General features: G+C 45.3%; 19 protein-coding genes. 13 read left to right on the top strand and 6 right to left on the bottom strand.

The features are described 5' to 3' along the window. The first annotated feature begins 382 nt into the window (after positions 1–382). The 5 genes from MKX75_RS29015 to MKX75_RS28995 all read left to right on the top strand — a co-directional run bounded on the left by MKX75_RS29015 (position 383) and on the right by MKX75_RS28995 (position 4,894). Positions 383–2,506, top strand: a complete 2,124-nt coding sequence (locus tag MKX75_RS29015; RefSeq protein ID WP_339167852.1) for a 5'-nucleotidase C-terminal domain-containing protein — start codon at positions 383–385, stop codon at positions 2,504–2,506. Positions 2,507–2,772: 266 nt separating this feature from the next. Next, positions 2,773–3,390 (top strand): hypothetical protein, encoded by a 618-nt coding sequence (locus MKX75_RS29010; protein ID WP_339167851.1) that lies wholly within the window; start codon positions 2,773–2,775, stop codon positions 3,388–3,390. An 11-nt stretch (positions 3,391–3,401) separates the two neighbouring features. Further along, positions 3,402–3,680 carry a hypothetical protein gene (locus tag MKX75_RS29005; RefSeq protein ID WP_339167849.1) on the top strand — a complete coding sequence of 93 codons (279 nt, stop codon included), beginning with the start codon at positions 3,402–3,404 and terminating at the stop codon, positions 3,678–3,680. A gap of 28 nt (positions 3,681–3,708) precedes the next feature. Then, the gene (locus tag MKX75_RS29000; protein WP_339167848.1) at positions 3,709–4,269 is read left to right on the top strand and encodes a DUF4303 domain-containing protein; all 561 of its coding nucleotides are present in this window, start codon (positions 3,709–3,711) and stop codon (positions 4,267–4,269) included. Positions 4,270–4,552: 283 nt separating this feature from the next. Then, on the top strand, positions 4,553–4,894 hold the full coding sequence (locus MKX75_RS28995) for a hypothetical protein (RefSeq protein ID WP_339167845.1): 342 nt from the start codon (positions 4,553–4,555) through the stop codon (positions 4,892–4,894). A gap of 84 nt (positions 4,895–4,978) precedes the next feature. Here MKX75_RS28995 and MKX75_RS28990 read toward each other — a convergent pair whose 3' ends face one another. Further along, positions 4,979–5,701 (bottom strand): YheC/YheD family protein, encoded by a 723-nt coding sequence (locus tag MKX75_RS28990; protein ID WP_339167844.1) that lies wholly within the window; start codon positions 5,699–5,701, stop codon positions 4,979–4,981. Positions 5,702–6,156: 455 nt separating this feature from the next. On the opposite strand from MKX75_RS28990, the gene MKX75_RS28985 reads away from it, so the two are divergent. The 8 genes from MKX75_RS28985 (at position 6,157) to MKX75_RS28950 (ending at position 20,050) form a co-directional block, all read left to right on the top strand. Then, positions 6,157–7,251: a bifunctional glycosyltransferase family 2/GtrA family protein gene (locus MKX75_RS28985; RefSeq protein ID WP_339167843.1), complete on the top strand. Its 1,095-nt coding sequence runs from the start codon at positions 6,157–6,159 to the stop codon at positions 7,249–7,251. Then, entirely contained in the window at positions 7,251–9,542 is a 2,292-nt protein-coding gene (locus MKX75_RS28980) for a glycosyltransferase family 2 protein (RefSeq protein ID WP_339167841.1), read from the top strand. Before MKX75_RS28985 ends, MKX75_RS28980 begins: the two co-directional genes overlap by 1 nt. An 11-nt stretch (positions 9,543–9,553) precedes the next feature. After that, complete coding sequence (locus MKX75_RS28975) at positions 9,554–11,407, top strand: hypothetical protein (RefSeq protein ID WP_339167839.1); 1,854 nt, start codon at positions 9,554–9,556, stop codon at positions 11,405–11,407. A gap of 420 nt (positions 11,408–11,827) precedes the next feature. Beyond that, positions 11,828–14,689: an S-layer homology domain-containing protein gene (locus MKX75_RS28970; RefSeq protein WP_076332189.1), complete on the top strand. Its 2,862-nt coding sequence runs from the start codon at positions 11,828–11,830 to the stop codon at positions 14,687–14,689. A 134-nt stretch (positions 14,690–14,823) separates the two neighbouring features. Continuing rightward, positions 14,824–16,578 (top strand): ATP-binding protein, encoded by a 1,755-nt coding sequence (locus MKX75_RS28965; protein ID WP_076332188.1) that lies wholly within the window; start codon positions 14,824–14,826, stop codon positions 16,576–16,578. Further along, the gene (locus MKX75_RS28960; protein ID WP_339167836.1) at positions 16,568–17,278 is read left to right on the top strand and encodes a response regulator transcription factor; all 711 of its coding nucleotides are present in this window, start codon (positions 16,568–16,570) and stop codon (positions 17,276–17,278) included. The genes MKX75_RS28965 and MKX75_RS28960 overlap by 11 nt, the downstream gene beginning before the upstream one ends. 188 nt (positions 17,279–17,466) lie before the next feature. Continuing rightward, entirely contained in the window at positions 17,467–18,606 is a 1,140-nt protein-coding gene (locus tag MKX75_RS28955) for a 5-methyltetrahydropteroyltriglutamate--homocysteine S-methyltransferase (RefSeq protein WP_339167833.1), read from the top strand. Between the two features lie 229 nt (positions 18,607–18,835). Further along, positions 18,836–20,050: a HAMP domain-containing sensor histidine kinase gene (locus MKX75_RS28950; RefSeq protein WP_339167831.1), complete on the top strand. Its 1,215-nt coding sequence runs from the start codon at positions 18,836–18,838 to the stop codon at positions 20,048–20,050. A 61-nt stretch (positions 20,051–20,111) separates the two neighbouring features. On the opposite strand, the gene MKX75_RS28945 is transcribed toward MKX75_RS28950, so the two are convergent. The 5 genes from MKX75_RS28945 to MKX75_RS28925 all read right to left on the bottom strand — a co-directional run bounded on the left by MKX75_RS28945 (position 20,112) and on the right by MKX75_RS28925 (position 25,607). Beyond that, on the bottom strand, positions 20,112–20,912 hold the full coding sequence (locus MKX75_RS28945) for an ABC transporter ATP-binding protein (protein ID WP_076332184.1): 801 nt from the start codon (positions 20,910–20,912) through the stop codon (positions 20,112–20,114). Then, on the bottom strand, positions 20,912–21,943 hold the full coding sequence (locus MKX75_RS28940) for an iron chelate uptake ABC transporter family permease subunit (RefSeq protein WP_339167830.1): 1,032 nt from the start codon (positions 21,941–21,943) through the stop codon (positions 20,912–20,914). The genes MKX75_RS28945 and MKX75_RS28940 overlap by 1 nt, the downstream gene beginning before the upstream one ends. Next, entirely contained in the window at positions 21,940–22,980 is a 1,041-nt protein-coding gene (locus tag MKX75_RS28935; protein ID WP_339167829.1) for an iron chelate uptake ABC transporter family permease subunit, read from the bottom strand. The genes MKX75_RS28940 and MKX75_RS28935 overlap by 4 nt, the downstream gene beginning before the upstream one ends. Further along, positions 22,973–24,049, bottom strand: coding sequence for an iron-siderophore ABC transporter substrate-binding protein (locus tag MKX75_RS28930; RefSeq protein ID WP_264931303.1), 1,077 nt, complete (start codon positions 24,047–24,049; stop codon positions 22,973–22,975). The genes MKX75_RS28935 and MKX75_RS28930 overlap by 8 nt, the downstream gene beginning before the upstream one ends. A gap of 466 nt (positions 24,050–24,515) precedes the next feature. After that, positions 24,516–25,607, bottom strand: coding sequence for a GntR family transcriptional regulator (locus MKX75_RS28925; RefSeq protein WP_339170631.1), 1,092 nt, complete (start codon positions 25,605–25,607; stop codon positions 24,516–24,518). Positions 25,608–26,026: the final 419 nt, after the last annotated feature.

The raw sequence follows: 26,026 nt of genomic DNA, 5'->3' as shown, positions 1-26,026 counted from the left end.
GAACTTAGATCTACAATGCTCCCAACGGTCACCTCCTTTAATAGAAATTGTGAAAAATTTTGATACCTATTATGTAATGGGCTGTGTGCTTGTTAGGAGAGAGAAGCTACGTATCTGTTCTTATTTTAGTAGAGGATCTGCATCATCAGGTGAGGGTAAATACTTTATTTTCCATTATAGCAACTAGAAAATATAAAAGCCATATTTTTCTATTAAATTCCGAATCTATCACATACCTCCAATGCTATATGACACCTCGTCTATATCTTCTCTATCAATCTCCCAAATTTTTTACATCTATTTTATATATTTTATGATTTTTATGAATTGAACTATGGTAAAATATCTCAGGATCTAAAATTGGAGAGGGGTTTTGTATTTCATGTCTTGGAAAAAAGTTCTGGGCAAAAGCACGATACGTATCGCTACTACTGCACTATTACTCACGCAACTATTTGGCGCAGCAGGTTCTGTCTCTGCCGCAGGTAACGATGTAGAAGTACACTTGATTGGAATCAATGATTTTCACGGTCAGTTGGATACCACATCAATCGTGGGTGATAAGAAGGCAGGAACGGCTCCAATTCTAGCAACCTATCTAAAAGAAGCTCAAGCCAAATATGAACACTCCCTACTCTTCCATAATGGAGACTCTGTTGGTGCATCTGCTCCAGTCTCATCACTTGATCGTGACGAGCCTACCATGGAATGGATGAATATGATGGGATTTGATGTAGGCTCCTTGGGTAATCATGAATTCGACCAAGGTGTCGCTGCTTTGAAGGCACAGATCTTTGGTGGCCTTGATCCAAAAGAAGGTAAGGTAACACATGCAGGTGCAAAATTTGATTACGTCAATGCAAACGTCATTGAAACTGCCACTGGAAAAACATTGATTCAGCCTTATGTGATCAAAGAAGTGGGTGGAGTCAAAATCGGATTTATCGGGCTAGTGACGAAGTCTACCCCTGCTAAAGTATCCCCATCGGGTACCGCTGGTGTGCGTTTCTTAAGCGTAGAAGAAGAAGTTGAAGCTGTTAATAAATATGCAAAAGAGTTGCAAGATAAAGGTGTAGAAACGATCATTGTGTTGGCGCATGATCCGGCAACTACCAAAGAAGGCGTAACTACTGGAGAAGCGGCTGACTTGGCAAAAGCTCTACCCGCAGATTCCCCTGTCGACGTTATCGTTGCAGGTGACAATCATGCTTTGGCTAACGGTGAAGTGAATGGAAAGTTGATCGTGCAAGCTTATTCCTATGGTACTGCATTTGAAGATATCAAGCTGATGATTGACCCTGCTACCGGGGATGTAACTGAAAAATCAGCTACGATTACAACGACTTTCCAAGAAGGTGTAAAAGAAGACCCTGAGACGTTGGCTATTATTAAAAAATCATTGGACAAGCATCCTGAGCTGACGAAGCCAGTAGGTACAACGGATGGATCCGTTACTCGTACAGATGCTTATAATAACGAAGCCCCTCTAGGTAACCTGATTGCAGATGCAATGCGCCAAGCAGACTTTGGTGATAAAGCAAGTGCTGCTGACTTTGCATTTATGAATCCAGGTGGTATTCGTGCTGATCTGCCACAAGGCGATGTGACCTTTGCTGATCTTGCGAAAATTCAACCGTTCGGTAATACATTAGTGAAACTGGAGCTGACCGGTGAACAGGTTAAAACCTTGTTGCAACAGCAATGGGGAACTAATGCTGACGGTACGCCAAACACCAAAACTCTGCAAATTGCTGGTTTGAAATATGCTGCAGATTTCAACAAGCCAGTTGCAGAGCGCATTACCGGTCTTAGTCTGGAAGATGGAACACCATTGGATTCTGCAAAAACATATACGGCTGTAGTTAACAACTTCATGGCCGCAGGTGGAGACAGCTACAAAGTTCTGCTGGATGCCAAATCATCCTTGGCAGGTCCTATCGATCTGGATGTATTCTATGAGTACATTGTCAAAACATATAAAGGCGGTAGCATCGAAGCTACAAATGAAGGACGTATCACAAATGTGGCTGCATCTACTGAGCAAACGGAAACACCTGTAACGACAGAAGTCATTTCTCGTGCTGAATTTGTAAGTGCGCTGGTCGACATGTTGAAACTAAACGAAGTCGCTACAGCACCTGCATTCAAGGATGTTGCCGCTAATGCTGCATATGCAGATGCGATTGCTGAAGCTACGCATGCTGGATTCATTCAAGGTTACGGTGGAAACTTCTATCCTGAACGGGATATCACGCTTGAAGAAGCTGCTACCATTCTTGCTAAATTGGTAAACGATCAAGCTTCTGATAAAGATGCTGCTACGATCATTGCTGGTTTTGAGGATGGCAAAACGGTGTCTAAGTATGCGATTAAGCCTATGGCAAAACTGATTGATAAAGGTATTCTTGGTGGAACAGATAAAAAATCGCTCCAACCTAAACAAGGTCTTTCTAATAACGATGCCAAAGCATTAATTGAGAAAGCTGTTGCAGCAAAAGCTTCATAATATAGGAATTATTCAAACCTTATATTAAACAGTAAAACACATCCTATTGGGTGAGTGAGCGTGCTTCTTAATCTAGGAGAATGCCATATCCCAATTAGGATGTGTTTTTTTCATTATCGAAATTCAGGTGTAAAGTAGGTAGACTCAGCGAAAGTAAACACTATAATGGAAATAAGATACATATATAGAACGGATATTATTGCACGAAGAATCTCTAAGATCATGATGAGTCTCAGAAATCTATGAGGTGAGGTGAGCGAAAAGAAATGGACAAATTAAAGAACAGCGGATTCTATAAACTAAAATTCTTCATAACTCCTGAAGAGTTTAAAAGCCTTCTACAGCTTTTGGAGCAGAGGCAAGTGCAATTCTTTCGTACCAATGCTGCCCGGACAGAATATGATTATAATCAAGTGTACGAGGCATATCAGACGTTTTATCAGTATTTTGTGGCTGCAGAAAAGAGAAATGACGTTCACCCCTTCTTTGTTTACTCGATAATAGTTTCGTCAGATCAAGAAAGTTCAGGATTTTTTGTGAGAAATGAAGCTGTTTCTTTTCCATATCACGGACAATGGGCAGAGGATGAACTACCTTGTATCCTGCTTTCATTTCCGAAAGGCTTTCAAGTTAATTTGGAAGATGAAAAAGGAAAGTACTATATGTATGAGGATATCCGGGACCATAAGCCGCTGACCTATGCGTTTTTCGATGAGATAAGAGACTCTATCAAAAAAATGACAAAACCGCTTCGATTCTCGGCCCATGATACAGATGCGATGAAGGAACAGAAGCCCTCTGTGCGTATAAGCCATGATGCAATGCACGACTTGGGCCAATCATGGATATTCAGTAAATATGGACTTGTGGTTCGTGGTAAATAGGAGGGTACCAAATGATGTTCGCCCTAAAGATTATCTGTACCTGGGTACTATTCGCTGCTTCATGTTCCGCAGTATGGTGGAGCTTCAGAACAGAAAAGCTTATAAGCATCTCATGGCTGGCATTTCTGCTACCTGCTGTCTTCCAGTTCGTTACCGCCTTCCGGATCGGTCCAAGCCAAGCGAAGTCACTCATCGTGTTTGGCTGCATTAATTTGGTGTTCGCTGCCCTGGTGGGTGCCAGTGTCTGGTATTTAATCCAGATAGCCAACTCATATCGAAGTGGCCGATGATCGACAAATGGAAAGGAGAAATCTAATCATGAAGCCAATGCAAGAAATAGAGACACTAGCCATAGAGATCGCCGCTGCTGCCAGAATGTCTTTTTGCACTCTTTTTGAAAATGGTGAACGTTACTATTATTGTACGCTATACACTACTGGCGAGGGACATGCGCCAAGCATCTCTGCTTGGTCGTGGGAAGCTTTAGCGTTGGAGTCGACTAGGCAAGCAGAGGAAAGTGACACGCCGGTATCAACGATTGCGGAACTCATCAAATGGTCGTATGCGGATTCGCCCTATTGTTGTTTTGGGGATGATAACTTTGACGGTGTCAAACAACAGTTTAACGAGCGTCCTTTCATTGCGGATTTGGAGATTGATGATTGGAATCGCGAGTTAGATGTGAGGTTGAAAGCTATGGAGCTGGCGATGAAAATGCTCGATGATGAAGGCATATTTGCCTTAAACCAAATGCGAGAATCCGTATGTGTGCTTGTTGAAATCATGCCACCAGATGAGAACAATACTGAAATTGCCTTACGTTTGAATCGGGCGGAAACTCCGGCTATGCAAGCATGGTTGGCGGAGTCGGCAGAATAGGGGCATCAGGAGCGTTACTGCGATGCTCGCAAGGCGTACATACAACTTAATCTCGACAAGTCTTGTAGATACACAGATGATGGTAGAAAAATTAGATTCATTCCCGAGCCACCTTTTACATTAAAGGGTGGTTTTTTTCGTGTTTGCGGTATGACCAACTTAAGCTTCCCTATTCCCTCGACCACCGGACAAACGTACTTTTTTCTTCTTGTCCACATTTATACCTCACCAAAACTATTTAATTGCATTTAATAGACTATCAATAAAAAAGGAGGTTTTGAGAATGGGAAATAGAAGACCTGGAGCACCTAGAGGTGGTTACGACCCCGTTCAGATTTTTAACTCTACTTCGTTTAATGCGAGTGGAGTAGTGGAGTATGCATCCATCTTTTGTAGCAACGATAGATATAGTGTTCAGCGTGACGAGACTTGGAGATCTTCCGATCGTGGTGTGTGCCTGGTAACTAGAATCACCGCGACGGTTAGAACACCGAGTGGAAATATTGAAGCCGAGCCGTATACCTCTTCAGGTACGTCGTACAGCCAGTTCGCCATTATACAGGTAGGGGTAAATCAGTTCCGAGTGACGCGTGTTACAAGCGCGACTAGAAAATGTCGGAAATAACCCAAGTGGATCAATATGGAGATTAGCTATCAAACATGAAGAGACGACTTGCCAGGGATAGAAGGCAGGTCGTCTTTTTTTACTTTAATGTTCCTTGTACCATAATATTCTGCGGTGCATCGAGGAGTCTTTCATGAGCCGGAAAGGGCGCAAATCCGGTTGATAATTTCCTTCGATAATCCAGATTCGCCGTTTCTTGTCGACGGCTATATCGAACCCGACTTGTCTAAGCATGGGGTAATGCTCTCCCAAACGTTTGGCAGCTAATCGTGCAACCTGTTCCGCTCTGACAAGTAAGCGCCGATCTCCAATTCGAGCTAGTCTCAGTGCTTTAAGCACTGGAATGGGGCGGTTATTCACATTGGTGACTTGGTATCCTTGTGCTGCGACTTTAGCATAGGAACCTGTGACGTTCCAAGTGGACGAGGAGCCCTTTTTGCGCTGAACCATGATCCGAATGTCGAACGGCCTGTGTTTAATTTGAGCAAGATGCAGACGCTTTTGGATAATATATTCATCACTTTTAATTGTTTCTTCGAACCATTCGAGTAACTGCTCGGTGTCTCTCATGGTAATTGTGTTATTTTCATTTTGAATACGATAAGCATTTGCACTGCTTCGTTTGATGAACAGAATATCCCTTCCGTAACTGCCATTGCGAGGTTTCAGTACAACGCTGGGATATTGAAGAAGCATCTTCATTAACGTATCCTTCTCAAGCAACTGTGTTTCTGGCAACCGTGCTACGAGAGAGGGCTCATCGCGCAGAATGCCATACTGCAACCATTTGTCTCTTTCGAATAACATTGGAATCACAGCCTTTTTCAATCGTCTACAGTAATTCTAATTCAAAATCGTGATCCACATAAGCGATCATTCGTCTAGATTTGTAAGTCGAAGCATGTCCAATCAGTCGATGGAGACGGATGATGAACTATGACGAGAAACGACTGCATACTGGAGAGGCGTTCATTCACGCGTCGAGTGGCTTCTCGACACACAGGCGCACTTCTATTATCACTGTGGCCAACTGCATGCCATGCTAGTACATGTACTGAAACGAGAGCCGAATGTGAAGTTATTTGAGTAGTCCTAGACTAACGTTTGACTAGTATTTTTCACCTATATAGGAGTACATATAATGATACAACTTTTTTACCAGTAGGTTACAAATTTGCTCGTTTACTGCCCCCCCTTTCGATGTTATACTCACAATATTCCAAAAGAATTTGTGAAAATATGTCGAATTGAGGCTCATTAGGATGATTAAGGGTAAACAAAACGGCGAAACGATCATCCTCATTCCATCGCTTGAACCGGATGAGAGACTTCCAGCCTATGTACGGCAATTGCGAGAGTATGGCTTGACGAATATTGTTATTGTGGACGACGGATCTGGTGAGGCCTACCAGTCGATTTTTGAGGAGCTTCGTGAGAATGGATGTGCTCTGCTGACGCATAAGGAAAATCAGGGGAAGGGTGCAGCACTCAAGACGGGATTTCAGTATATTGCGCAGGAATTTGATGTATCTTCCTTTGTCATAACCGCTGATTCAGATGGTCAGCACGCAGCGGAAGATGTATATCGGATTGCCCAGGAAGCAAGGCTTCATCCAGACTCTTTGGTGCTCGGCGTAAGGAATTTCAGCGAGGGAAACATACCGCCAAAGTCCCTGTTAGGCAATCGGATGACCTCTTTTATTTTTGCCATGTTATATGGAAAGAAACTATCGGATACCCAGACCGGGCTTCGTGCTTTCGGTCCCGGGCTACTTGCGTTTATGCGGGATGTTCGCGGAACTCGATTTGAATATGAGTTGCAGATGCTCATTTCCTGTATTCAATCCGGGATACCGATCCATACCATGCCAATCCAAGTCATTTATGAAAATGGTAATGCGGGAACTCATTTTAAAGCGATCCAGGATAGCGCTCGGGTCATGGGTGTGTTGTTCTCCAACTTTCTGCGGTTCATTTCATCGTCGGTGGCTAGTTCGGTTGTCGATTTGGGTATCGCATGGTTTTTGATTGACGCGTTACGGCCCGTGTTGGGTGAACAGCACTATTTAAGAATTCTGCTGGCAACCGTGATTGCGAGAATTATCTCCATTGTAGTCAACTATGTACTGAACAGACACTTTGTATTCCGCAAGGAGGATAGCCAGGGAAGTCTATGGCGCTATCTGACGTTATGCGGAGTGGTGATCTTGCTTTCCAGTACCGGCGTATATATATTCCATACCGTTCTCTTCGTAGATGAGAAATTGGCGAAATTCGTCTGTGATGCCTTGCTGTTCCTGCTCAGTTTCCAATTGCAGCGAAGATGGGTATTTGCAGCAAGGAGGAAGCAGCTGTAGTGCAAAACGAAAAAAGACAGAATATCTTTTTTATCATCACGATGATTCTGATGTCGATTTATTTGGTATGGCGTACGTTCTTTACGTTGCCATGGGGTGAAGGCGTTCTAAACGTCATTTTCGGTATGCTTCTGATTGTAGCTGAAACGGTCACCGTACTGACAACCTTTGAATTATTCTTTCAAAAGATGCAAAAAGAACGTACACAGCTCGACTTTCCAATCGTTCCGCCGGAGTATTATCCGGATGTGGATGTATTTATTGCTACCCATAATGAGCCTGTCGATCTCTTGTATAAAACCGTTAATTCCTGTACGTTCATGGATTATCCGGACAAGCAGAAGGTTCATATTTATCTCTGTGACGATGGAGCAAGACCTGAGGTGGAGGAGCTTGCCAGACAGTTTGGTGTGGGATATCTGGGGTTCCCGGGAAATAAGGATGCCAAGTCTGGTAACCTGAACAATGCACTGAGCAAAAGCTCTTCTCCGCTTATTGCAACGTTTGATGCAGATATGATTCCACAGCATACCTTTCTGATGAAAACGGTCCCCTATTTCATGCTCTCCACGTTTATTAAGGAGAATGAGGAATGGCGTCCTCGTAGGCAGGATGAAATGGACCCTAATTTCAAGCTAGGGCTGGTACAGACCCCGCAGAGCTTCTACAATCCAGATCTCTTCCAGTTTAACCTGTATGCAGAGCAAGGCATTCCGAATGAACAGGATTTCTTCTCCAGAGAAGTGAACATCCTGCGTAATGCCTCCAATGCGGTAGCCTATACAGGAAGTAATACAATCATTTCCCGGCAAGGCATGGAAGACATCGGAGGTTTTCCGCTGAATACCATCACCGAGGACTTTGAGACCAGCATCCGCTTGCAGCAGGAAGGTTATATTACCTATGCGACTCAAGAGGTTCAAGCTGCCGGTCAGACGACAACAACAGTGAAGAGCATGATTAAGCAGCGGATTCGCTGGGCAAGGGGTATTATTCAGAGCCTGCAGAATACGCGTGCACCCATATCTGGGAAGCTTCCTTTCTGGACGAGAGTGACCTACTTGAGTAGTTTCTTATACTGGTGGTCTTTCTTTAACCGTTTGATTTTCATTTTGGCGCCTATTTTATTTGCGTTATTCGACTTCCAGATTGTGAACACAACCTTCTGGCAAATCTTAATCTTCTGGCTTCCATCCTATTTCTTCTACAGTGTATCCATGCGATATCTGTCCAGTAATATTCGGAATCAGCGATGGAGTCAGGTTATCGATACCATATTTATGCCTTATCTGATCTGGCCGGTTCTCCTGGAGACACTGGGCATTCGTGAGAAAAAATTCAAGGTTACCAACAAAAGCAGAGCCAATGGTCGGCAGTGGATGTCTGCGCTGTTATATGCACTTCCGCATATCTTCCTGCTGTTGCTTTCCATTGCAGCCGTGATTCGGTATGTCAATGGAAAGTATGGCATCGCACTGTTCTTCAGCAGTATCATTATTTTCTGGCTGATTCATAACATGATTGCGCTATGTTACGCCCTGTTCTTCATGGTCGGCCGCCGTGCGTATCGGGAGACAGAACGGATTCGGGCACAAGAGGATGTCACGATCTACGACCAAGCTAACAATCTGCGATATCAGGCCAAAACGGTTGATGTATCCGAACAAGGTATTGCCTTCTATGTCCCTTATCCTATTTACTTGGCTGAACAAAAGATTATCTCTCTGATCGTCAAAACCGATCGGTATGAGGCCAACCTCGATGCAGTCATCGTTTATGTGAAACAGGATGGAGAGGGCTGGCGTTACTCCGCAACGGTTCAGCCGATTGATGAGAATGATAACCGCCAATATATGCAAATCATCTATGACCGTAAACACTCGTTGCCAGAGCAGATGAACCTGTGGGATACGGCTTATGACGATATGCTTCGCAATGTGAAAAAACGTATTGTTCAACCCCGATCGGATCAGCGGAAAATGCCGCGGCTTTCTCTTCAGCTTCCAGTTCATTTCACCAATGATGCTGGCTGTACGCTGCGCAGCTTTAATTATCGTTTCTTTTCCGCGACGGGTTTCCATGGTGACATTGCGGCAGGAGCGGTCGTTACTTTTTATACGAAGAGTGATATTGAAGTCATTTTGAAACATACGGGAAAAACGACAGCCCGTGAGCGCGAGGTGCTTCTCTCGGTGGAGAATATCGATGATATTGTGGAGAAGGGCCTGATTGACCAATTGCTGACTGATTTGATACAGCCACATTCCGATCGTGCCACCAGAGAGGGTTAGGAGAGATAAAGATGCTCATTGTGCTTCATTTTGTGATGGGAGTTTTATTGATATTCTCCTTTCTTGGTTATATGCAGTTTGTACGGAAGACACTTTCACTACGTTGGGAGTTTATCCCTGTATTCGTGTTTTCCTCGATTGCCTGCCTTGTTTTTCTGAGTGGTTTGGCAGGGCAGCTCTTTACGGGCAGCCTTGTCATTCTGATTGCAGGTTTGCTTTTGTATGGGCGGAGGTTGTTTCTCAGACTGCGCCAAGGGGCGTCATTGCGTATGTCCTTTTCCATATTCCAATTTTCATTCCTGGCAGGGACTTTCGTTTTCTTGCTGGTACTCTTTCAGAACCAATTAACGCACTACGATAATTTCTCCCACTGGGCTATCGTATTGAAGCAGATGCTGAGTACAGATGCCTTTCCGACGCCAGACTCCAGCCTGATTGATTTTAAAAACTATCCGCTGGGGACTTCGTCATTTATTTATTATGTCTGTCGCTTCATGGGGCACTCCCAGTCCGTGATGCTCTTGGCACAAGGTCTGCTTATCTTCTCCTGTTTTTATGCCATGTTCGGCATCGTTTCGGAGAAGAAACGTTTTCTTTTGTACGCTTTTCTCGGACTTGGGTTATCTACACTTTCATTTTTCAATCTTACGATTCGGATCACCAATCTGCTTGTAGACTTCTTGCTTCCAATTTACGCGCTCGCTATTCTGGCGGTGATCTACCAATATCGGAATGAGATCAAAAAGGCATGTATTGTCGTTCTTCCGCTTGCGGGATTACTAACCATCATCAAAAGTACGGGTGTTATTTTCGCCGCCATCGGCCTGATCTTTCTGGTATATACATGGCTAAAACATAAGCAAAAGTTCAGTTGGAAAACAGCACTCGCTGTAGTGGGTACGATCTGTGGTGCACTAATTCCCTACTTCGGCTGGAGCTGGAGAATGGCAACGGTGTTCCAAGGCATCGATAACAAGTTCGATGTCGCTACTTCGGGGATTCAGGCCGGCAAAACGCCGGAGCAGATGCAGGAGATTCTGTGGACTTTCCTGAAGGCCAGTACAGATCTGACAACACGGCCAGTGATCGGGATTGTTATTTTTCAGCTTATTGCGATCGCAGCTTCAGTATTTGCCATCGTGGTGCTTAAGAAGAAGTGGAACTTATGGAAAGCACTAATTGCGCTGGACGTTGTTCTGTTACTGTACTATGCAGGCATTCTGGCGTTGTACCTCTTCTCCATGCCACTGGATGAAGCAATTGTCCTGGCAGGCTTTGAGCGTTATGCATCGAGTATCGTGGTGCTGTTCGCTGGTGGGCTGGTGTTGTGCGCTGCGATCGACTTGGAGCGTTCATTCCATTATCGGATCGGTGAAGTGCCTGATTATCAATCCTTTAAGACGGTCGAGACGAAAGGTCATTATCAAAAAGGCATTATCGGCTGTATGGCGGTTGCCGCCACCATCCTTTTGTCCGAATACAACGGTATCGTGTCTATCGCCCAAAGTTATGATACAACGCTCCCTTACAAGATTCATGCGGTTACCGGTGATCGGTGGTACTCAGGTGGGCAGGAGGATAATAACAGATATCTCTTCTACGCCTCAGACAGGGACCAGCAGGTCACAAACTATTACATGCAATATGTAGGGAAGTATTTCTTGTATGCTCCACATGTGGACGGGATCGTGTTGTTCTATGAGGACAATATGGACAACCTGCTGAGCGGCTACGATTATCTGGTGGTTGTCGAGACGGATCTCAACGCCAAGTGGTTGCTGAAAAAGCATTATAGCATCGACATGCAAGAGGGTATATACAAGATCACCCGCTCCGGGGATCAGATCGTTCTTACGTTGACTTAAGGTTATAGATTCTGTTCTGGTCAAGTCATTCATAATGCTGGATGGGATGGGAAGAGGCAAATGCTGCGCTTAGCTAGCATCTGCCTCTTTTTAAACTAAGTAGCTACTCTGGTGGTTGAGAGATAAACAAGCTAATTCCAGTCACCGGAATTGGCTTGTTTATTTCTCTTAACTGTTTGCTAATGAAGGCCTTGCCATGTTAGAAGTAATTCGTCCCTTTCATCTCGTGGTATGAGCAAGCAATTCACACAAATTACCATGTCGCATTTCCTTTTCCCCTCTTCTACTCCTTTCGGTCAATAGATAGGATGGGCAATAAAATGTATAGTAGGACTTTAATGTGAATGACCGATGATGCTTACAAAAGCGTTGAGGTGAGAGACGGATTGTGAAAGCGAGAAAAGGAGTGGGGAATACATAATGAAAAGAAAATGGATGGTTGTCATCGTTGTTTTGCTGGCGATTGGGCCCTGGATGGGATTGTGGCCGTTGCCTGTTCAGGCGGCACATATTTTCAGCGGAGGGGGAATTGGCAGTCCAACCGATCCGTATATCATTCGAACAGCAGAGGATTTGGATCATGTTCGAGATGACTTGACGGCAAGTTATAAGCTTCAATCTGACATTGATTTAACCTCCTACAGCAACTGGCAGCCGATCGGCACCTCATCCGCTAATGCGTTTAAAGGTCAATTGGATGGAGCTGGTTACACGATTAGTGGAATGACAATCGCCTCTTCTGCTGATAATATCGGTCTGTTCGGTTATGTGCGCGAGCCTGCAACGATTTACAATGTGCGATTGGAGAATGTGAATATTACATCTTCTAATGCAAACGGCCAAGTCGGTGGACTTGTTGGTATAGCCTCTGCTTCGAGTACTTACCTTATGTTAGACCGTATTTCAGTAACCGGTGAGATACATAGTAATGGTTTTTCAACTGGCGGCCTAGTCGGACAAACTTCATTAATTGCTCTGGTGAATAGCGATGCTCACGTCCGCACATATTCGAACGGCAATACTTCTGTAGGAGGATTAGTGGGGGTTAACAGTAATAGTATCATCAAACAGAGTTACGCAACAGGTGATGTGTCAAGCAGCAGAAATGCTGGCGGGTTGGTTGGTTATTCTGGTGGTAGTAGCAATGTTCTCAACAGTTATGCAACGGGTCATGTGACGGGCGTTAGTAATGCGGCTATCGGCGGGTTAATAGGTGCGGGGAACTCTGGAACTGTTGAGAATAGTTATGCAACGGGGACTGTCACGGGTGACAGCGGCTTAACTGGTGGTTTGGTCGGAGATAACAACCCTATCATCATCGACAGCGGTATCTCCATCGCCAACTCCTATTGGAACTTGAGCGATAATCCCGGGCTCAAAACGACTGGCAACCAATCGGGAACAGACGGAGCAGTGAGTCAGGACGCGATGAAAGAGTGGGCCACTTATATAGGGTGGGATTCCGCGATTTGGGGCATTCAAGAGGACGTGAGCCACCCCTACTTGAAATCTTTCTCTCCCGTGTTGAGGGTGGATCCGCTCTCATCAGCGACGTATTCCACTGAACCAGGGGATAATCAGTTCATGATCTCGGGTTATGTCCGGGATGGTAGCATCGGCGAGCCTTTGGAAGTTAGCTATACGATAAAGGATGCTTCTAATGGTACTGTAACTCAAGATGTATATGCAATTAACGCTACAAGTAGCAATCAGACCTTTAACTTTCCGGTTACGCTAGAAGAGAGCAGCTACACACTTGGAACCTATACGATTAACATAACAGCAAGCGATTCTGTTCCAGCGCACGAACAGTTGCAATCCTTTACGTTTGAGGTAGAGGATAAGACACCTCCAGCGGCACCGATTATTACGATTCCGAGCAACGGACACATGACGAACAATGCGACGCCAACGGTTAGCGGCACGTCGGAAGCGGGAGCTACGGTCACGGTTGTACTGGACGGAACTGTTGCGGGAACGGCAACGGCAGGGAGTAACGGAAGCTGGGCGTGGACGGTAGAATCGCCATTGCCAGAAGGCACGCATATGGTGAAGACGAGGGCAAGCGACGTAGCGGGCAATGTGGGCCCGGATTCAGCGATAAATACGTTCACAGTGGATGTGACGCCGCCGATCATTACGTTGATTGGAAGTCCGTCCATGCAAATGCAGGTAGGCAGTGCCTACACAGATCCTGGCGCAAAAGCGCAAGATGCGGTTGATGGCGAGTTGACCTCGCAGATCAAGGTGACCGGAACGGTAAATGTGAATCGAGCGGGAAGCTATGTACTTACTTACAAAGTGCAGGATAGCTCTGGAAATGCAGCCGCGTCCGTGCTTCGGACAGTAGATGTCGTAAGCTCCGGTGGAGGATCAGGAGCAGGAGCAGGAGGATCGGGATCATCCAGCGTAGAGCAATCGCCTAACGCAAATCTGGCTCAATTAACTCTTCGTGTTGGAGGTTCCACAGAAGAACTAACGCCTCAATTTGCTCCAGAGATTACGGAGTATACCATGGAGACATCTGGTGAACAACTGGTGCTTCACTGGGTTGCCGCTGATTCGAAGGCAGTCGTTAAGCTGCTGAGTGAGCCTGTAATTGATACGACAAGCATTCCTTTAGTCGTGGGAACTCAGACGATTAAGATTACCGTCCAAGCGGAAAATGGAACCCGTAAGGTCTACACCATTACGGTTACACGTCTTGACGATAACGAAAACGCATCTTCGAGTCCCGAATGTGCTTTTACAGACATTCAGGCTCACTGGGCAAAGACGGATATTTGTGAAGCAGCAAGATTGCAGATCGTTGAAGGTGTGAATACAAGTAGCTTTGCTCCTGATAGAACGGTAACACGGGCGGAGTTTGCCGTCATGTTACTGCGGACACTCCAGATTCCAAGCGTACAACAATCAGCTTCCAATCCTTTCAGTGATAAGGACAGTACACCCGTATGGGCGCAATTGGCCATTCACACGGGAGCAGTCGAGGGAATTCTCAACGGTTACCCGGATGGAACATTTCGCCCCCAGCAGGAGATAGATCGTGCAGAAGTGGCGGTAATGCTTGCAAAAGCACTAAAGTGGGAGATAGATATCGAGCCGGATCTAACCTTCTCTGACCAGGCAAGCATTCCAGCTTGGGCACAATCTTATGTGAAAGCTGCACACGAGAATGGGCTCCTGCAAGGTCGGGGAGACAACCAATTCGTACCGGATGGAATGACAACCAGAGCGGAAGCGGCTATCGTAATGCTGAGACTCTGGAAGTCACTGTACTAATCTCAAGCAGAAATAGAACGTACTGCAACTTGTTGTCTTGTATTAGAGAGACCTATATAATGTGGAGAGAAACTCCTGTTATATAGGTTTTTTTATATATTACTCTTCTAATTCATCCATAAAGGACCTACCTCATGAATTCCACAATAGAGCTTGTTGTTATGATTGCTTCGGTAATGATGACCTGCATCATTCTTATCTCGGTATACGGTTTCAGAAAAGAGCGTGGTGTGAAGTATCTTCTCGGTGTCATTGTATGCCGAATTATTTACTCCATCGGTGTCGTTCTGGAGAAAAGCAGCTATGAATTAGGAGACAAGCTGATTTTTCGCAATGTACATCAAACGGCTCTTAACTTAATGGTGCCTTTCTTCTTATTGTTCACCCTCGAATTAATCGGCCGAGACAGGTTTCTTAGACCCCGCTGGAAGATTGCGCTCTTCATATTATTCGCACTCTGGTCACTGCTCATGTGGTTCAATTCAGAGTTACATATGATCTATCGATCAATAGAACTTCATGATGGTCATTTGGCCATAGTAAAAACGGGATATTCCATGATGTTCTCGATGATTTGTTATAGTATTGTAGTTATATCTTTTTATTTGTTATTTCAATATATCCGGAATATTCGCGGTGATTTGCGTAAACCGATCATGTGGGTTCTGTTTTTCGCCTCTTTTTCCGTTGTTTTTGAGATTGTTAGATTCGTGCACCCTGCGTGGTCGCCGTGGCTCCTTTCGTTTACGGTATACTGCAGTTTTATAGGTATGATCATGCTCGTGATCGTGTTGCGATTCAAGTTTTTCTCTATCGTTCCATTTGCAAGGAATATGGTGCTTGATACACTACAGGAGAGCATTCTAATTGCGAATGCTTCGGGCAAGATCATCGACAACAACAAACAAGCCTCCGACTGGTTCTCGAAGCTGGGTCATCCCTCCATTTCTGGTCAGAATATTACGGAACTGCTTGCAAGATGGCCCAATTGGTACACGTTGTGCGAGTCTATGCAACCGGGCAATGTCGAGATTGAAGTTTGGTTGGATGGCGAAAGAAAAATGTACAGTATTAACGTATATCCGCTGCATACGCAGCGTAAGCAGAGACAAGGGGTTATCTCTCTGATATTCGATATTACGGAGAAACAGCAGCATTTGGATCAAATTGCTCAACTCAGCCAATTGAAGGATCAACTGGTTACAATCGTATCACACGATATTCGTACTCCCTTGGCGGTGCAGTTTCAACTCGTTGAGTTGTTGGAAGAAGACAGAGAAAACTTCAGTCCAGATCATCGGGAAATCATTGAGCAGTTGGGGAACCAGACTCGGACTACACTGGGAATGACTAATAATTTGTTAGAATGGTTCCGCAGTCAGAGTGAAGACATGGTGCTTCGTCCACAGCTATTGGAGTTAACTGAAGTTGTGGAGGAATGCTTTCATATGCTGCATATTCAAAGTGAGGTTAAACAGATTAGGGTGAATTACAGTATTGCTCCAGGCACTCGTGTGTATGTAGATCGAGAAGCACTTGGATTAATTATTCGCAATCTGTTATCCAATGCTATTAAATTTACTGGGGTTGGCGGCTCCATCCATGTATCCGCTCATCTATCGGGAGAAAAGGTAACTGTTTCCGTCCGCGATAATGGGATCGGTATGGAAGAGGAGTACGTGCGACAATTATTCGGAGAAATGCAGCTGGGTTCATTGCCGGGCACCTTGGGTGAGAAAGGTACGGGACTTGGGCTGATCGTGAGCCGACAGTTCGCCCAGCGAAGCGGCGGAGTCTTGTGGACGGAAAGCAAATTAGGCGAAGGAAGTGTGTTTCACTTCACCATGAGAGGCGGAACAGGAGATGAAAGTTCTTATCGTGGACGATGAGTCCGCGATGCTGCTCGCTTTGAAGCAAATGCTGTCGAATATGGAAGGCGTTGAGCTTGTCGGAAGCTTCCGAGATGCAGCAGAGGCACTGGACTTTGTCCGGGGCAGCAACGTGGATCTAGCTATTTTGGACATCATGATCGCTGGGGACGATGGATTAGAGTTGGCTCGCAGCTTGCGCTCGATTCGTGCTGAACTTGATATTGTGTTTACTACCTCCCACGCAGAATTTGCGCTGAATGCCTATGACGTTTATCCATTAGACTATATGGTCAAGCCAATTTCTAGAATTCGGCTGGCCCAGACGATCACAAGAGCAATGAATAAACACAGTATTTCGTCGGATGACTTAACTGAGAAATGGACTGATAACCATGCAGACAATGAAGACGAAACTATATCTAATACGTCATATGTGGTGGAAGCACCGGCGCTGGTCGCACCACTGACATCGCGAGAGAGAGAAGTGTTACAGGGCATTGCAGCTGGATCAACTAACGAAGAAATAGCCGAACAGCTACAGATCAGCTTGAGCACCGTCAAGGTTCATGTAAGACATATATTCTCGAAACTTGAGGTACATAATCGTGTTAGTGCGGTTGCCCGGGCACATGACCTTGCGGTTATAGGTAGCGGGGGGAACCCTATCATACGCAGGGGTAAGTTTCTTCATGAAAAGAACGACCCCGGATTATTATGAAGACAGCAAGTAGCTTAATGAACATGGGGGCATCGTATCATAAAATAAAATAGCTTATATTTGGATACACCATTGTTCTCTTCAGCTATAGCTAATAACTATAACGGGCTATTACTCTTTCGTAGAACGGTTATTCCGATCGGATATGTTATATTTAATCAAATAATGATATACGGGGAGATTAAACTATGAGCATACAAACCGAACCTAAACAGCGAACCGTCACTCCATTTCGATATGATATTGTTGGTAGTTTCCTGCGCCCGAGTGCGTTGAAAGATGCCAGATTAAAATACCGGAGCGGCGAAATCACCGCGGAACAGTTGAATGAAGTCGAGAACGCCGAGATTGTGAAACTCGTACAAAAACAAAAAGAAGTTGGCCTTCAAGCTGTAACCGACGGCGAATTCCGCCGCTCTTGGTGGCATCTGGACTTCTTCTGGGGACTGGATGGTGTAGAGCGGACGATCATCGAGGAAGGCTACCGATTCAACGGTGCGACGTCCAGACCGGAAACAGCTCGCCTGACCGGTAAAATCAGCTATAGCAGTCATCCATTTGTAGCGCATTATGCCTTCTTGAAAGAAGCGGCTGGGGAAGACGTCGTTGCCCGTCAATCTATTCCAGCAGCTGCACAGTTCCTATTTGAATTGGACCGGGCAGATAACGAGGAAAGCACACAGGCCATCTATCCGAACCGCCAAGAGCTTCTCTCGGACATTGCTGGGGCGTACAAAGCATCCATCCTGGCTTTCTATGAAGCCGGCTGCCGCAGCATTCAGATTGATGATTGCACGTGGGGGGCACTGTGTGACCAACAGTTCATCGCAGTGATGGAGCAGATTGGTGTTAATGTGGAAGAGTATGCAAACGAACTTGCAAAACTGAACGAAGAAGTGGTATCTGGCCTGCCAGAAGACCTCGTGGTAACCACCCATGTCTGCCGCGGTAATTATGTTTCAACATTTGCAGGAGTCGGTGGGGGCTACGAGCCGATTGCACAAACACTTCTGAGCATCGATAACTACTCTGGTTTCTACCTGGAGTTTGATACGGAACGGGCTGGTGACTTCAAGCCACTTCGTTTCCTGAAGGACAATCAGCAGGTGGTGCTAGGCCTCTTCTCTTCCAAATTTGGAGAGCTGGAGAACAAGGAAGATATTCTGAAACGGATCGAGGAAGCCAAGCAATATGTTGATCTGGATCGAATCTGCCTGAGCCCGCAATGCGGCTTCGCTTCCACGGAAGAAGGCAACCATCTGACCGAGGAACAGCAATGGCGCAAGCTAGCCTTTATTAAGGAAATTGCTGAAGAGCTCTGGAAGTAACCTTCGTATCGTCATTTATCATTCACGCATGTGTTATGTATAATTAAAACAAACCGTTAATTCAGCCGTACGGACTATTATCCGTATGGCTTTTTAGTGTAATCCTCTTTTCTGAGGGGATGTTTAATCAGAGCCCATATATGCAGGTCGTTAAATAAGATACAATGATATTGTATTGTAGAAAGCCGAAAGCGGCCTACATCTAAATCCATTTAAAAGTGGTGAATTCATGAAAGAAATGCATAGTCAGATCAATCGGAAAACGTATTACATCTCAATGCTTACGATTATTGCTCTGATGTTATCGGGATTAATCCTGTCCACGACCGAATTGAACGGGGTTACGGTGGGGTATGTGATCCATTGCCTATGCGTAACCGTTCTGGCCGTATGTCTATTGCTGTATCCAAAGGTGGAGACGTTTTCCTTTAGATTAAGCATCATTCTGATCGGGTTTGCATACTTCTATACGCTTGCTTTTTTGTATCCTCAGTCGTGGACAACCTATATCCTTATTTGTCTTCTTCCGGCCCTTGCAATCCTGTTCTATGACCTGAAATTATTCTATTGCTCGTTGATTCTAAATGGGATTTTAATTCTCATTACGTTTGGTTACAATCTTCTGTATAACCAAGGGAACGAGTATGCATACATACATACGGATGTGATCGGTAATTTTATCAATATTATGGCGAGCCAAATTATTTTATTTCTTATTTTCCACCTGACCTTTTCTCGGATGAGGAAGCAACAACTGTATTTTGAACAATTGCAGCAATCGGAGCGGTTGAAAATGATTGCCCATTTAACGGCTGCTGTTGCACATGAGATTCGTAACCCAGTGACGGTTGTGCGAGGTTTTTTGCAGCTGTATCGAGAAGATACCTCTTTTGAACAACCGGTCAGAAATAAGTTTGCTTTGATGATTGATGAGCTAAATACCGTTGAACAGGTGACCTCTCAATTTCTGACCCTTGCTAAACCCAATAGAGAACTCAGACCAGAGAAGGTGGATGTTAAGGAGGTTCTTGAGGGTGTGACCGGTCTGCTCAGCTCCTATGCGATGTTGTCGGACAAACATATGGATGTGCAGGTGGATGAGGATTGCATAATTCTTATTAATACGATTGAGTTCAAGCAGTTACTGATTAACCTCATCAAAAATGCACTGGAAGCTTCGGAGGCGGGTACAACCGTCAAGGTAACAGCGAAGCGAGTGAAGCAGTGGGTGGAGATGCGAATAACGGATCAGGGAAGTGGTATGACAGAGGAAGAGGTGAAATCACTGGGGACTCCATTTTATTCATTGAAAACGAATGGGACAGGGCTGGGATTGATGATCTGTTATAACATCGTGGAAAAATATGAGGGAACGATTGAATACCACAGCGCCAAAGGTCAGGGGACCTCGGTAACTATTCGCTTTCTAGCTAAAACCGATTAGACCAAAATGAAATAGCGACAGTTAGGACAAAGGGATCTTTGTCGCAACTGCCGCTATTTGTCTATTTTGCATGATATCGCCCTTTAGGCACCACCATTGGTGATCCCGAAACGGGGTCTTCAATAACCGTACATTCCAATCCGAAAATGTCTTTGACCTGTGGGGCGGTTATCACCTCTGAGGGCGTGCCTTCAGCCACAAGTTTTCCGGTGTGAAGCGCAAAGATATGATCTGCATACCGTGCCGATAAGTTGATATCGTGCAGTACCATCACAATAGTCGTTCCATGCTTGCGGTTCAGCTCGGTAAGCAGGTCCAGAATCTCGACTTGATACGTGATGTCCAAGAAGGTCGTCGGCTCATCGAGAAAGAGGATATCTGTCTGTTGCGCCAGCGCCATGGCAATCCACACACGCTGACGTTGTCCGCCTGAAAGCTCATCAATATTGTGATTGGCAAACTCGGTAATGTTCATAATGGTCATGGCTTCGGCTACTGCCTCATAATCTTTCTTGGTCCAGCCACTGAACAAGGACTGGTGTGGAAATCTTCCACGGCCAACCAGATCCGCTACCGAAATACCTTCCGGAACAATAGGAGACTGCGGGAGTAGTCCGATCACGCGAGCCAATTGCTTGGGCGGGATCTTGCTGATGGCTTTGCCGTCCAGCGTAATGCTGCCGGAGGTAGGCTTAATGAGCCTGGCCATCGTTTTCAAAAGGGTAGACTTACCGCAACCATTAGAGCCAATAATCACGCTTATTTGATTACTCGGTATAACGATATCCACACCGTGGATAATGGTTTTATTTTCATATCCGGCAACGAGTTGTTTCGCTTCAAATACATGTGTCGGTTTCATTATAACTCCCCCTTACGATTCATTCGGATTAACAGGAAGATCAGATACGGTGCTCCGAGTAATCCGGTAATGACGCCTACGGGGAATCTGTACTCAAAAGCAAACTGTCCGATGAGATCTGAGGCAAGAACCAGATTGACGCCAACCAGACCTGCCGGGAGAATGTTCGAAGAGCCAACACCTACGAGTCTCTTCGCAATAGGTCCCGCAAGGAAGGAGACAAAGGCAATCGGGCCTGTAGTGGCGGTAGCAATGGCAACCATGCAGACCGCACTCACAATAAGCGCAATTCTGGTCTTATCCGTGTCTACGCCTAGTGAAAACGCCGATTGTTCTCCGAGTTCCAATATACTAAGGTGTTTGCCGAGCATCATGATGATGGGTGAGCAGATTAGCACGGTAATCACGAGAGGTGGTAGTGCACTCATCTGAGAGCCGTTCAGACTACCTGTGAGCCATCGGATTGCGGCAGGGATATCCTTTTCAGAACTAACCAGTAGGAGATAGGAGATGACCGCATCAAGCATGGCTTGAATACCGATCCCGATCAGTATTAACCTTCCGATGGAGAATATTTTTCCTCTGGAGAGTACATAGATGAACAACACCGTAGCCAGACCTGCAATCACTGAAGCCAGGGAAACAATGGCTCCGCTTGCATGAAGCACGACGATACAAAACACAGCCGCAGCGCTTGAACCTGATGTGATCCCGATAACATTAGGATTCGCCAGCGGGTTCCGCAACATAGTCTGGAAGGTATAACCTGCAATACCGAAGGCAAATCCAGCAAAGAGACCTGTGAGCATTCTCGGTAAACGTATGGTATTTACGGCAAAAGAGACACCTTTGATCTTCTCTCCCGAAAGAGAGCTGATGACATCTTTAAGTGGATAGATTGTGTTGCCGAGCAAAAGCATGGCGCAGCAAAGAGCACATGCAAGTATAGCAAGTAGACTGGTGACAAGTATCCAGCGGCGACGTCGATGACGTCTGCCCGCCATAATAAATTCAATCGATTGATCTCTCATAATGAACGCACTTTCGATCGCATCGCGAGGATGATTAATATTGGAGCACCTATAAATGCGGTAACGACGCCGACTTCAAGCTCTCCAGGGTTGCTGATGAGTCTGCCACCGACATCGGATATCGTTAGAATGATCGCTCCGGCTATGGCTGACATGGGTATGACAAAACGTAAGTCGGGGCCCAGTATAAGGCGTATGACGTGGGTAGACAGCAATCCGATGAAACCAATAGGTCCAGCCAGTGCAGTAGCTGCTCCGCATAATAGAACCCCTGCAAGAGCCGAGATGAATCGAAGTGTTCCAGTTCGCACACCGAGTCCTGTTGCAACATCGTCACCCAAAGCTAAGGCGTTCAGTGCCGGTGCTGTAAGAAATGCAATGAGTATACCGATGAGCAGGAACGGGATGAATGTACTGATTCCACTCCAGGTTGCCGATCCTACGCTGCCCACTTGCCAGAACCTGAACTGGTCCATGACATAAGAACGAGGGATCATAATGGCGGTGACGAGTGAGGAGAGCGCGGCGCTGATGGCCGCTCCGGCCAAAACAAGCTTAATGGGCGTGGCTCCGCCACGCCCCATTGAGCCGATTCCGAATACGAACACAGCCGTTATTGCAGCTCCGGCCAGTGCCAGCCAGATATATTGATTGGCGCTGCTGATGTTCAGGAATGCAATACCCATAACCACAAACAGAGATGCCCCTGTATTGACACCCAATATACTTGGGTCGGCAAGTGGATTCCGGGTAACGGCTTGCATAAGTGCTCCTGATACGCCGAGTGCTACCCCGCATAACAAGCTGAAGACTGTTCGGGAGATCCGTTTGCGCACGATGTTTGCCCCATAAGAGTCTACTTCCGGGTGAAATAGTCCGTCGATTAACTCATGAAACCTCACGGGTCTAGAGCCAAAGACCAGTGAGGCAATCATAGTTGCACCGAGCAGGATAAAACAAATCACTAACACCAAGATGAAGTTCTTGGGGACATGTGCACGTATTCGGTTTTCATTCGGAACCGATGTACTATTCATTGATTTTGTCGATTGCTCCACTAATTAATTTCAAATAATCATCGATCGTGTAGGAAATGGACAGTGGGTTTGGCGTTCCAGCAGCAACCAAAGGTGTGTCTGCTTCAATGAACGCTACAGAACCACGTTTTACCGCAGGGATTTTACCCAGCAACGGATCAGCCTGAATGGCTTTCAGCAACTCGGCATTTCCATATCCAACGAGGATATCAGCATCATTAAGGGCTTCAGCATTCTCTGCACTTAAGCTCAGCGAGTAGCTGTTAGGGTCTGTAATTTGGCTTGTGATACTTTCTGGAATAACCAATCCTAGCTCACCCAGGAATGATACACGAGAATCTACAGGTGTATAGATATGAAGTTTGGACATGTCTTCAGCGGAGAAGTTAACCCAAACTACTTTTTTGTCTTTGATCTGAGGATATGCAGCTAATTTTTCGTTAACCATAGCCTCCGTATCTTTGATCAGCTGCTCGCCTTCTGCTTCCATACCCATACCCTTCGCATTGAAAGAAACCTGCTCGCGCCATGTCGTTGCCCATGGAGCCGTTGGGTAAGCTACAACCGGAGCAATTTCACTAAGAAGATCGTAGTCTTCCTGAGTGATACCGGAGTATGCTGCAAGAATAACATCTGGGTTGGAATCGGAAATGGCTTCAAAATCAAGTCCGTCTGTATCTTGGAAAACGTTCGGGTCGGTTACACCGAGTTCATCGAGTTTCTTCGCAGTCCAAGGCAGCAGTCCGCTGTCATCCTGAACACCAAAGTTAGCTGCCGAGAAACCTACAGGAACTTGTCCAAGCGCGAGAACGACATCTTGGTTCGCCCATTGTACTGTAGCTACACGTTCAGGCTTTTTCTCAATAACCGTTTCGCCCAAAGCATGTTTAATTGTAATTGGATATCCGGCATTCTCATCTGTAGCGGCTGGTGTTTCGGTAGCTGCTGTGTCACCTGCAGCAGGAGTTGCCGCTGGCTCTGCAGTCTTACTTCCACAACCAACTAATGCCAGGATAAAGACCAGTGATATCAGTAACGCCGTTAATGGAAACTTTCTCTTTGTATTCATGTGTTTCCCCTTCCTGAATCGTAAAATGTATTTGGTAGTGCTGAACATCCTGGTTGAACAATTACATCCGTTGGGATGTAAAAAAGTAGATATATAAAACGTTTTATACATATGATAATGATTATCAACATCAATAAATATATCTTTTTATTAAAGGCAGTGTCAATGAAAAAATTGTAAAGGGTCATATCATATTAGGGCTACATTTGTTAGGGAGGTATTCTAATATCCGTTCTTAACTGAAAAATGGAGAAGAAAGGCGTCCTTGTAAGTCTGGTGAGTGATGAAGCGGATCAGACGAAGTAGTTTCTATTAGAGAAGATGTAGTATGTAAGAAAAATTTTAATTCCTCATTATAATATTAAACAATAACAAAGAAGGCCGCAGATCATTCTGACGGCCTTCTTTAATATACGTTGGAAAAAGAACGCTCGGTAACACCTTATCGCCCAGTTCCGCATCAATATTATTCCACTTCGATCTCCTTCACGGTCTCTCCCTCAACCAGCACGGGCTGATAGTAGGTGTTCGTTGGCAGATCCTTTTTGCCTTGCAGGTTCTTGATCACCCAGTCGGCAGCATCGCGGCCCATTTGCTCTTGGGGATGGGTTAGTGTTGTTAGCCTTATGTTGGCGTTCTTGGCGATGTACGAATTGTCCTGTCCAATGATGGATAACTCATCCGGGATCGAGATGCCGAGTTGCCTACAGGCGTGCACGACCTCTAGTCCCACCTCGTCGTTATAACAGACGATCGCGGTGAGCGAATCCCTGTTTTCGTCCAGATACGTGGCTACATTAGAAGATAAATCCGGTTTCGATGCGGTATCAAAGGAAAGCACTTGCTCAGGATGGAACCTTAACTTCGCTTCACCCAGTGCCTTGATGTATCCCTTCATCCGATACTTTCCTTGTAGGTCATCCATTTTCGCAATAATGCCAATCTGGGTATGGCCTTTGGCGATCAATTCAAGTGTGGCAAGATAACTGGACTGCACGTCATCCAGACAGAAGAACGGAACCTCCAGCTCCTCATAAAACGCATTAATCATCGTAAACGGTACATCCTGCTCTTTGAACGAAAGGTAGTATGCGATGTTGGGATTGTACAGATTACTTTTGGTCGGTTCGACAATCAGGCCATCCACGCCGTAGGAGAGCATCATTTCAAGTGCTTTTTTCTCCTGTGTTACATCATTATTGGTGCTGGCCAGCAATAACGAGTAGTTGTCCTCATTCAGACGACTCTCAATGCCGCGGATAATGGACGGAAAGATGTAATCCGAGATGTATGTTGTGATCACACCGATCGTTTTCTTCGACGTATGGCCGCCTGATCGTGATCGATACTGATTGCTAACGTAAGTTCCTGAACCCTTTTCGCTTCGTAAAAACCCTTCGTTCGATAACTCCAAAATAGCCTTCCGCACCGTCTGGCGACTCACGTTGTAGCTATCCTGTAATGCCGACTCCGTAGGGATCTGTTCGCCTATGCTATATGTCCCCGAAAGGATATGACTCTTTATATCATCAATGATGACCTGGTATTTTGGCTTCACGTAGTCCACTTCTTTCATCGTTACTCATCTATATCAATGTTATTGTTCAAATAGTTGTACGTACATATTTTAGCATGATTCAGTTGGAATGCATATAAAACAGCATATTTTTTGAAATGAACCGTACATATCCGGCCTTTTTAGATAGAAGTGTACCTTACAGCATAGCCAATTTATAGCTGTTTGAGACCTTTGAATGGTCAATTAGAGTACAATATGTGTCCTTTGTAAGTATAACTATTATATATTATTGACAAATGTACGTACAAAAAATATACTAAGGCTGTCAGAAAAGGAAAGCGCATTCTTTTAAGAAGACAGATTTTTTGAACCACCTTTTATACCAAAATCGTGATTAGTCACTGCCATAAGTAGAAGTTTCACCTTATATATGCATCCTATGGGATGTCAAATCGCGA

Origin of the sequence: Paenibacillus sp. FSL R5-0341, from assembly GCF_037975235.1 — a bacterium.
GTDB classification, from domain to species: domain Bacteria; phylum Bacillota; class Bacilli; order Paenibacillales; family Paenibacillaceae; genus Paenibacillus; species Paenibacillus amylolyticus_A.
The sequence above is the reverse complement of the archived record's forward strand: the minus strand, read 5'-3'. Positions and strand labels throughout refer to the sequence as shown.

Excerpts from the sequence above, each read along its gene's own strand:
- MKX75_RS29005 (WP_339167849.1), top strand. The coding sequence starts at position 3,402 with ATGATGTTCGCCCTAAAGATTATCTGTACCTGGGTACTATTCGCTGCT.
- MKX75_RS28965 (WP_076332188.1), top strand. The coding sequence starts at position 14,824 with ATGAATTCCACAATAGAGCTTGTTGTTATGATTGCTTCGGTAATGATG.
- MKX75_RS28995 (WP_339167845.1), top strand. The coding sequence starts at position 4,553 with ATGGGAAATAGAAGACCTGGAGCACCTAGAGGTGGTTACGACCCCGTT.
- MKX75_RS28930 (WP_264931303.1), bottom strand. The coding sequence starts at position 24,049 with ATGAATACAAAGAGAAAGTTTCCATTAACGGCGTTACTGATATCACTG.
- MKX75_RS28940 (WP_339167830.1), bottom strand. The coding sequence starts at position 21,943 with ATGAGAGATCAATCGATTGAATTTATTATGGCGGGCAGACGTCATCGA.
- MKX75_RS28975 (WP_339167839.1), top strand. The coding sequence starts at position 9,554 with ATGCTCATTGTGCTTCATTTTGTGATGGGAGTTTTATTGATATTCTCC.
- MKX75_RS28935 (WP_339167829.1), bottom strand. The coding sequence starts at position 22,980 with ATGAATAGTACATCGGTTCCGAATGAAAACCGAATACGTGCACATGTC.
- MKX75_RS28985 (WP_339167843.1), top strand. The coding sequence starts at position 6,157 with ATGATTAAGGGTAAACAAAACGGCGAAACGATCATCCTCATTCCATCG.
- MKX75_RS28945 (WP_076332184.1), bottom strand. The coding sequence starts at position 20,912 with ATGAAACCGACACATGTATTTGAAGCGAAACAACTCGTTGCCGGATAT.
- MKX75_RS29010 (WP_339167851.1), top strand. The coding sequence starts at position 2,773 with ATGGACAAATTAAAGAACAGCGGATTCTATAAACTAAAATTCTTCATA.
- MKX75_RS28955 (WP_339167833.1), top strand. The coding sequence starts at position 17,467 with ATGAGCATACAAACCGAACCTAAACAGCGAACCGTCACTCCATTTCGA.
- MKX75_RS29000 (WP_339167848.1), top strand. The coding sequence starts at position 3,709 with ATGAAGCCAATGCAAGAAATAGAGACACTAGCCATAGAGATCGCCGCT.
- MKX75_RS29015 (WP_339167852.1), top strand. The coding sequence starts at position 383 with ATGTCTTGGAAAAAAGTTCTGGGCAAAAGCACGATACGTATCGCTACT.
- MKX75_RS28950 (WP_339167831.1), top strand. The coding sequence starts at position 18,836 with ATGAAAGAAATGCATAGTCAGATCAATCGGAAAACGTATTACATCTCA.
- MKX75_RS28990 (WP_339167844.1), bottom strand. The coding sequence starts at position 5,701 with ATGTTATTCGAAAGAGACAAATGGTTGCAGTATGGCATTCTGCGCGAT.
- MKX75_RS28970 (WP_076332189.1), top strand. The coding sequence starts at position 11,828 with ATGAAAAGAAAATGGATGGTTGTCATCGTTGTTTTGCTGGCGATTGGG.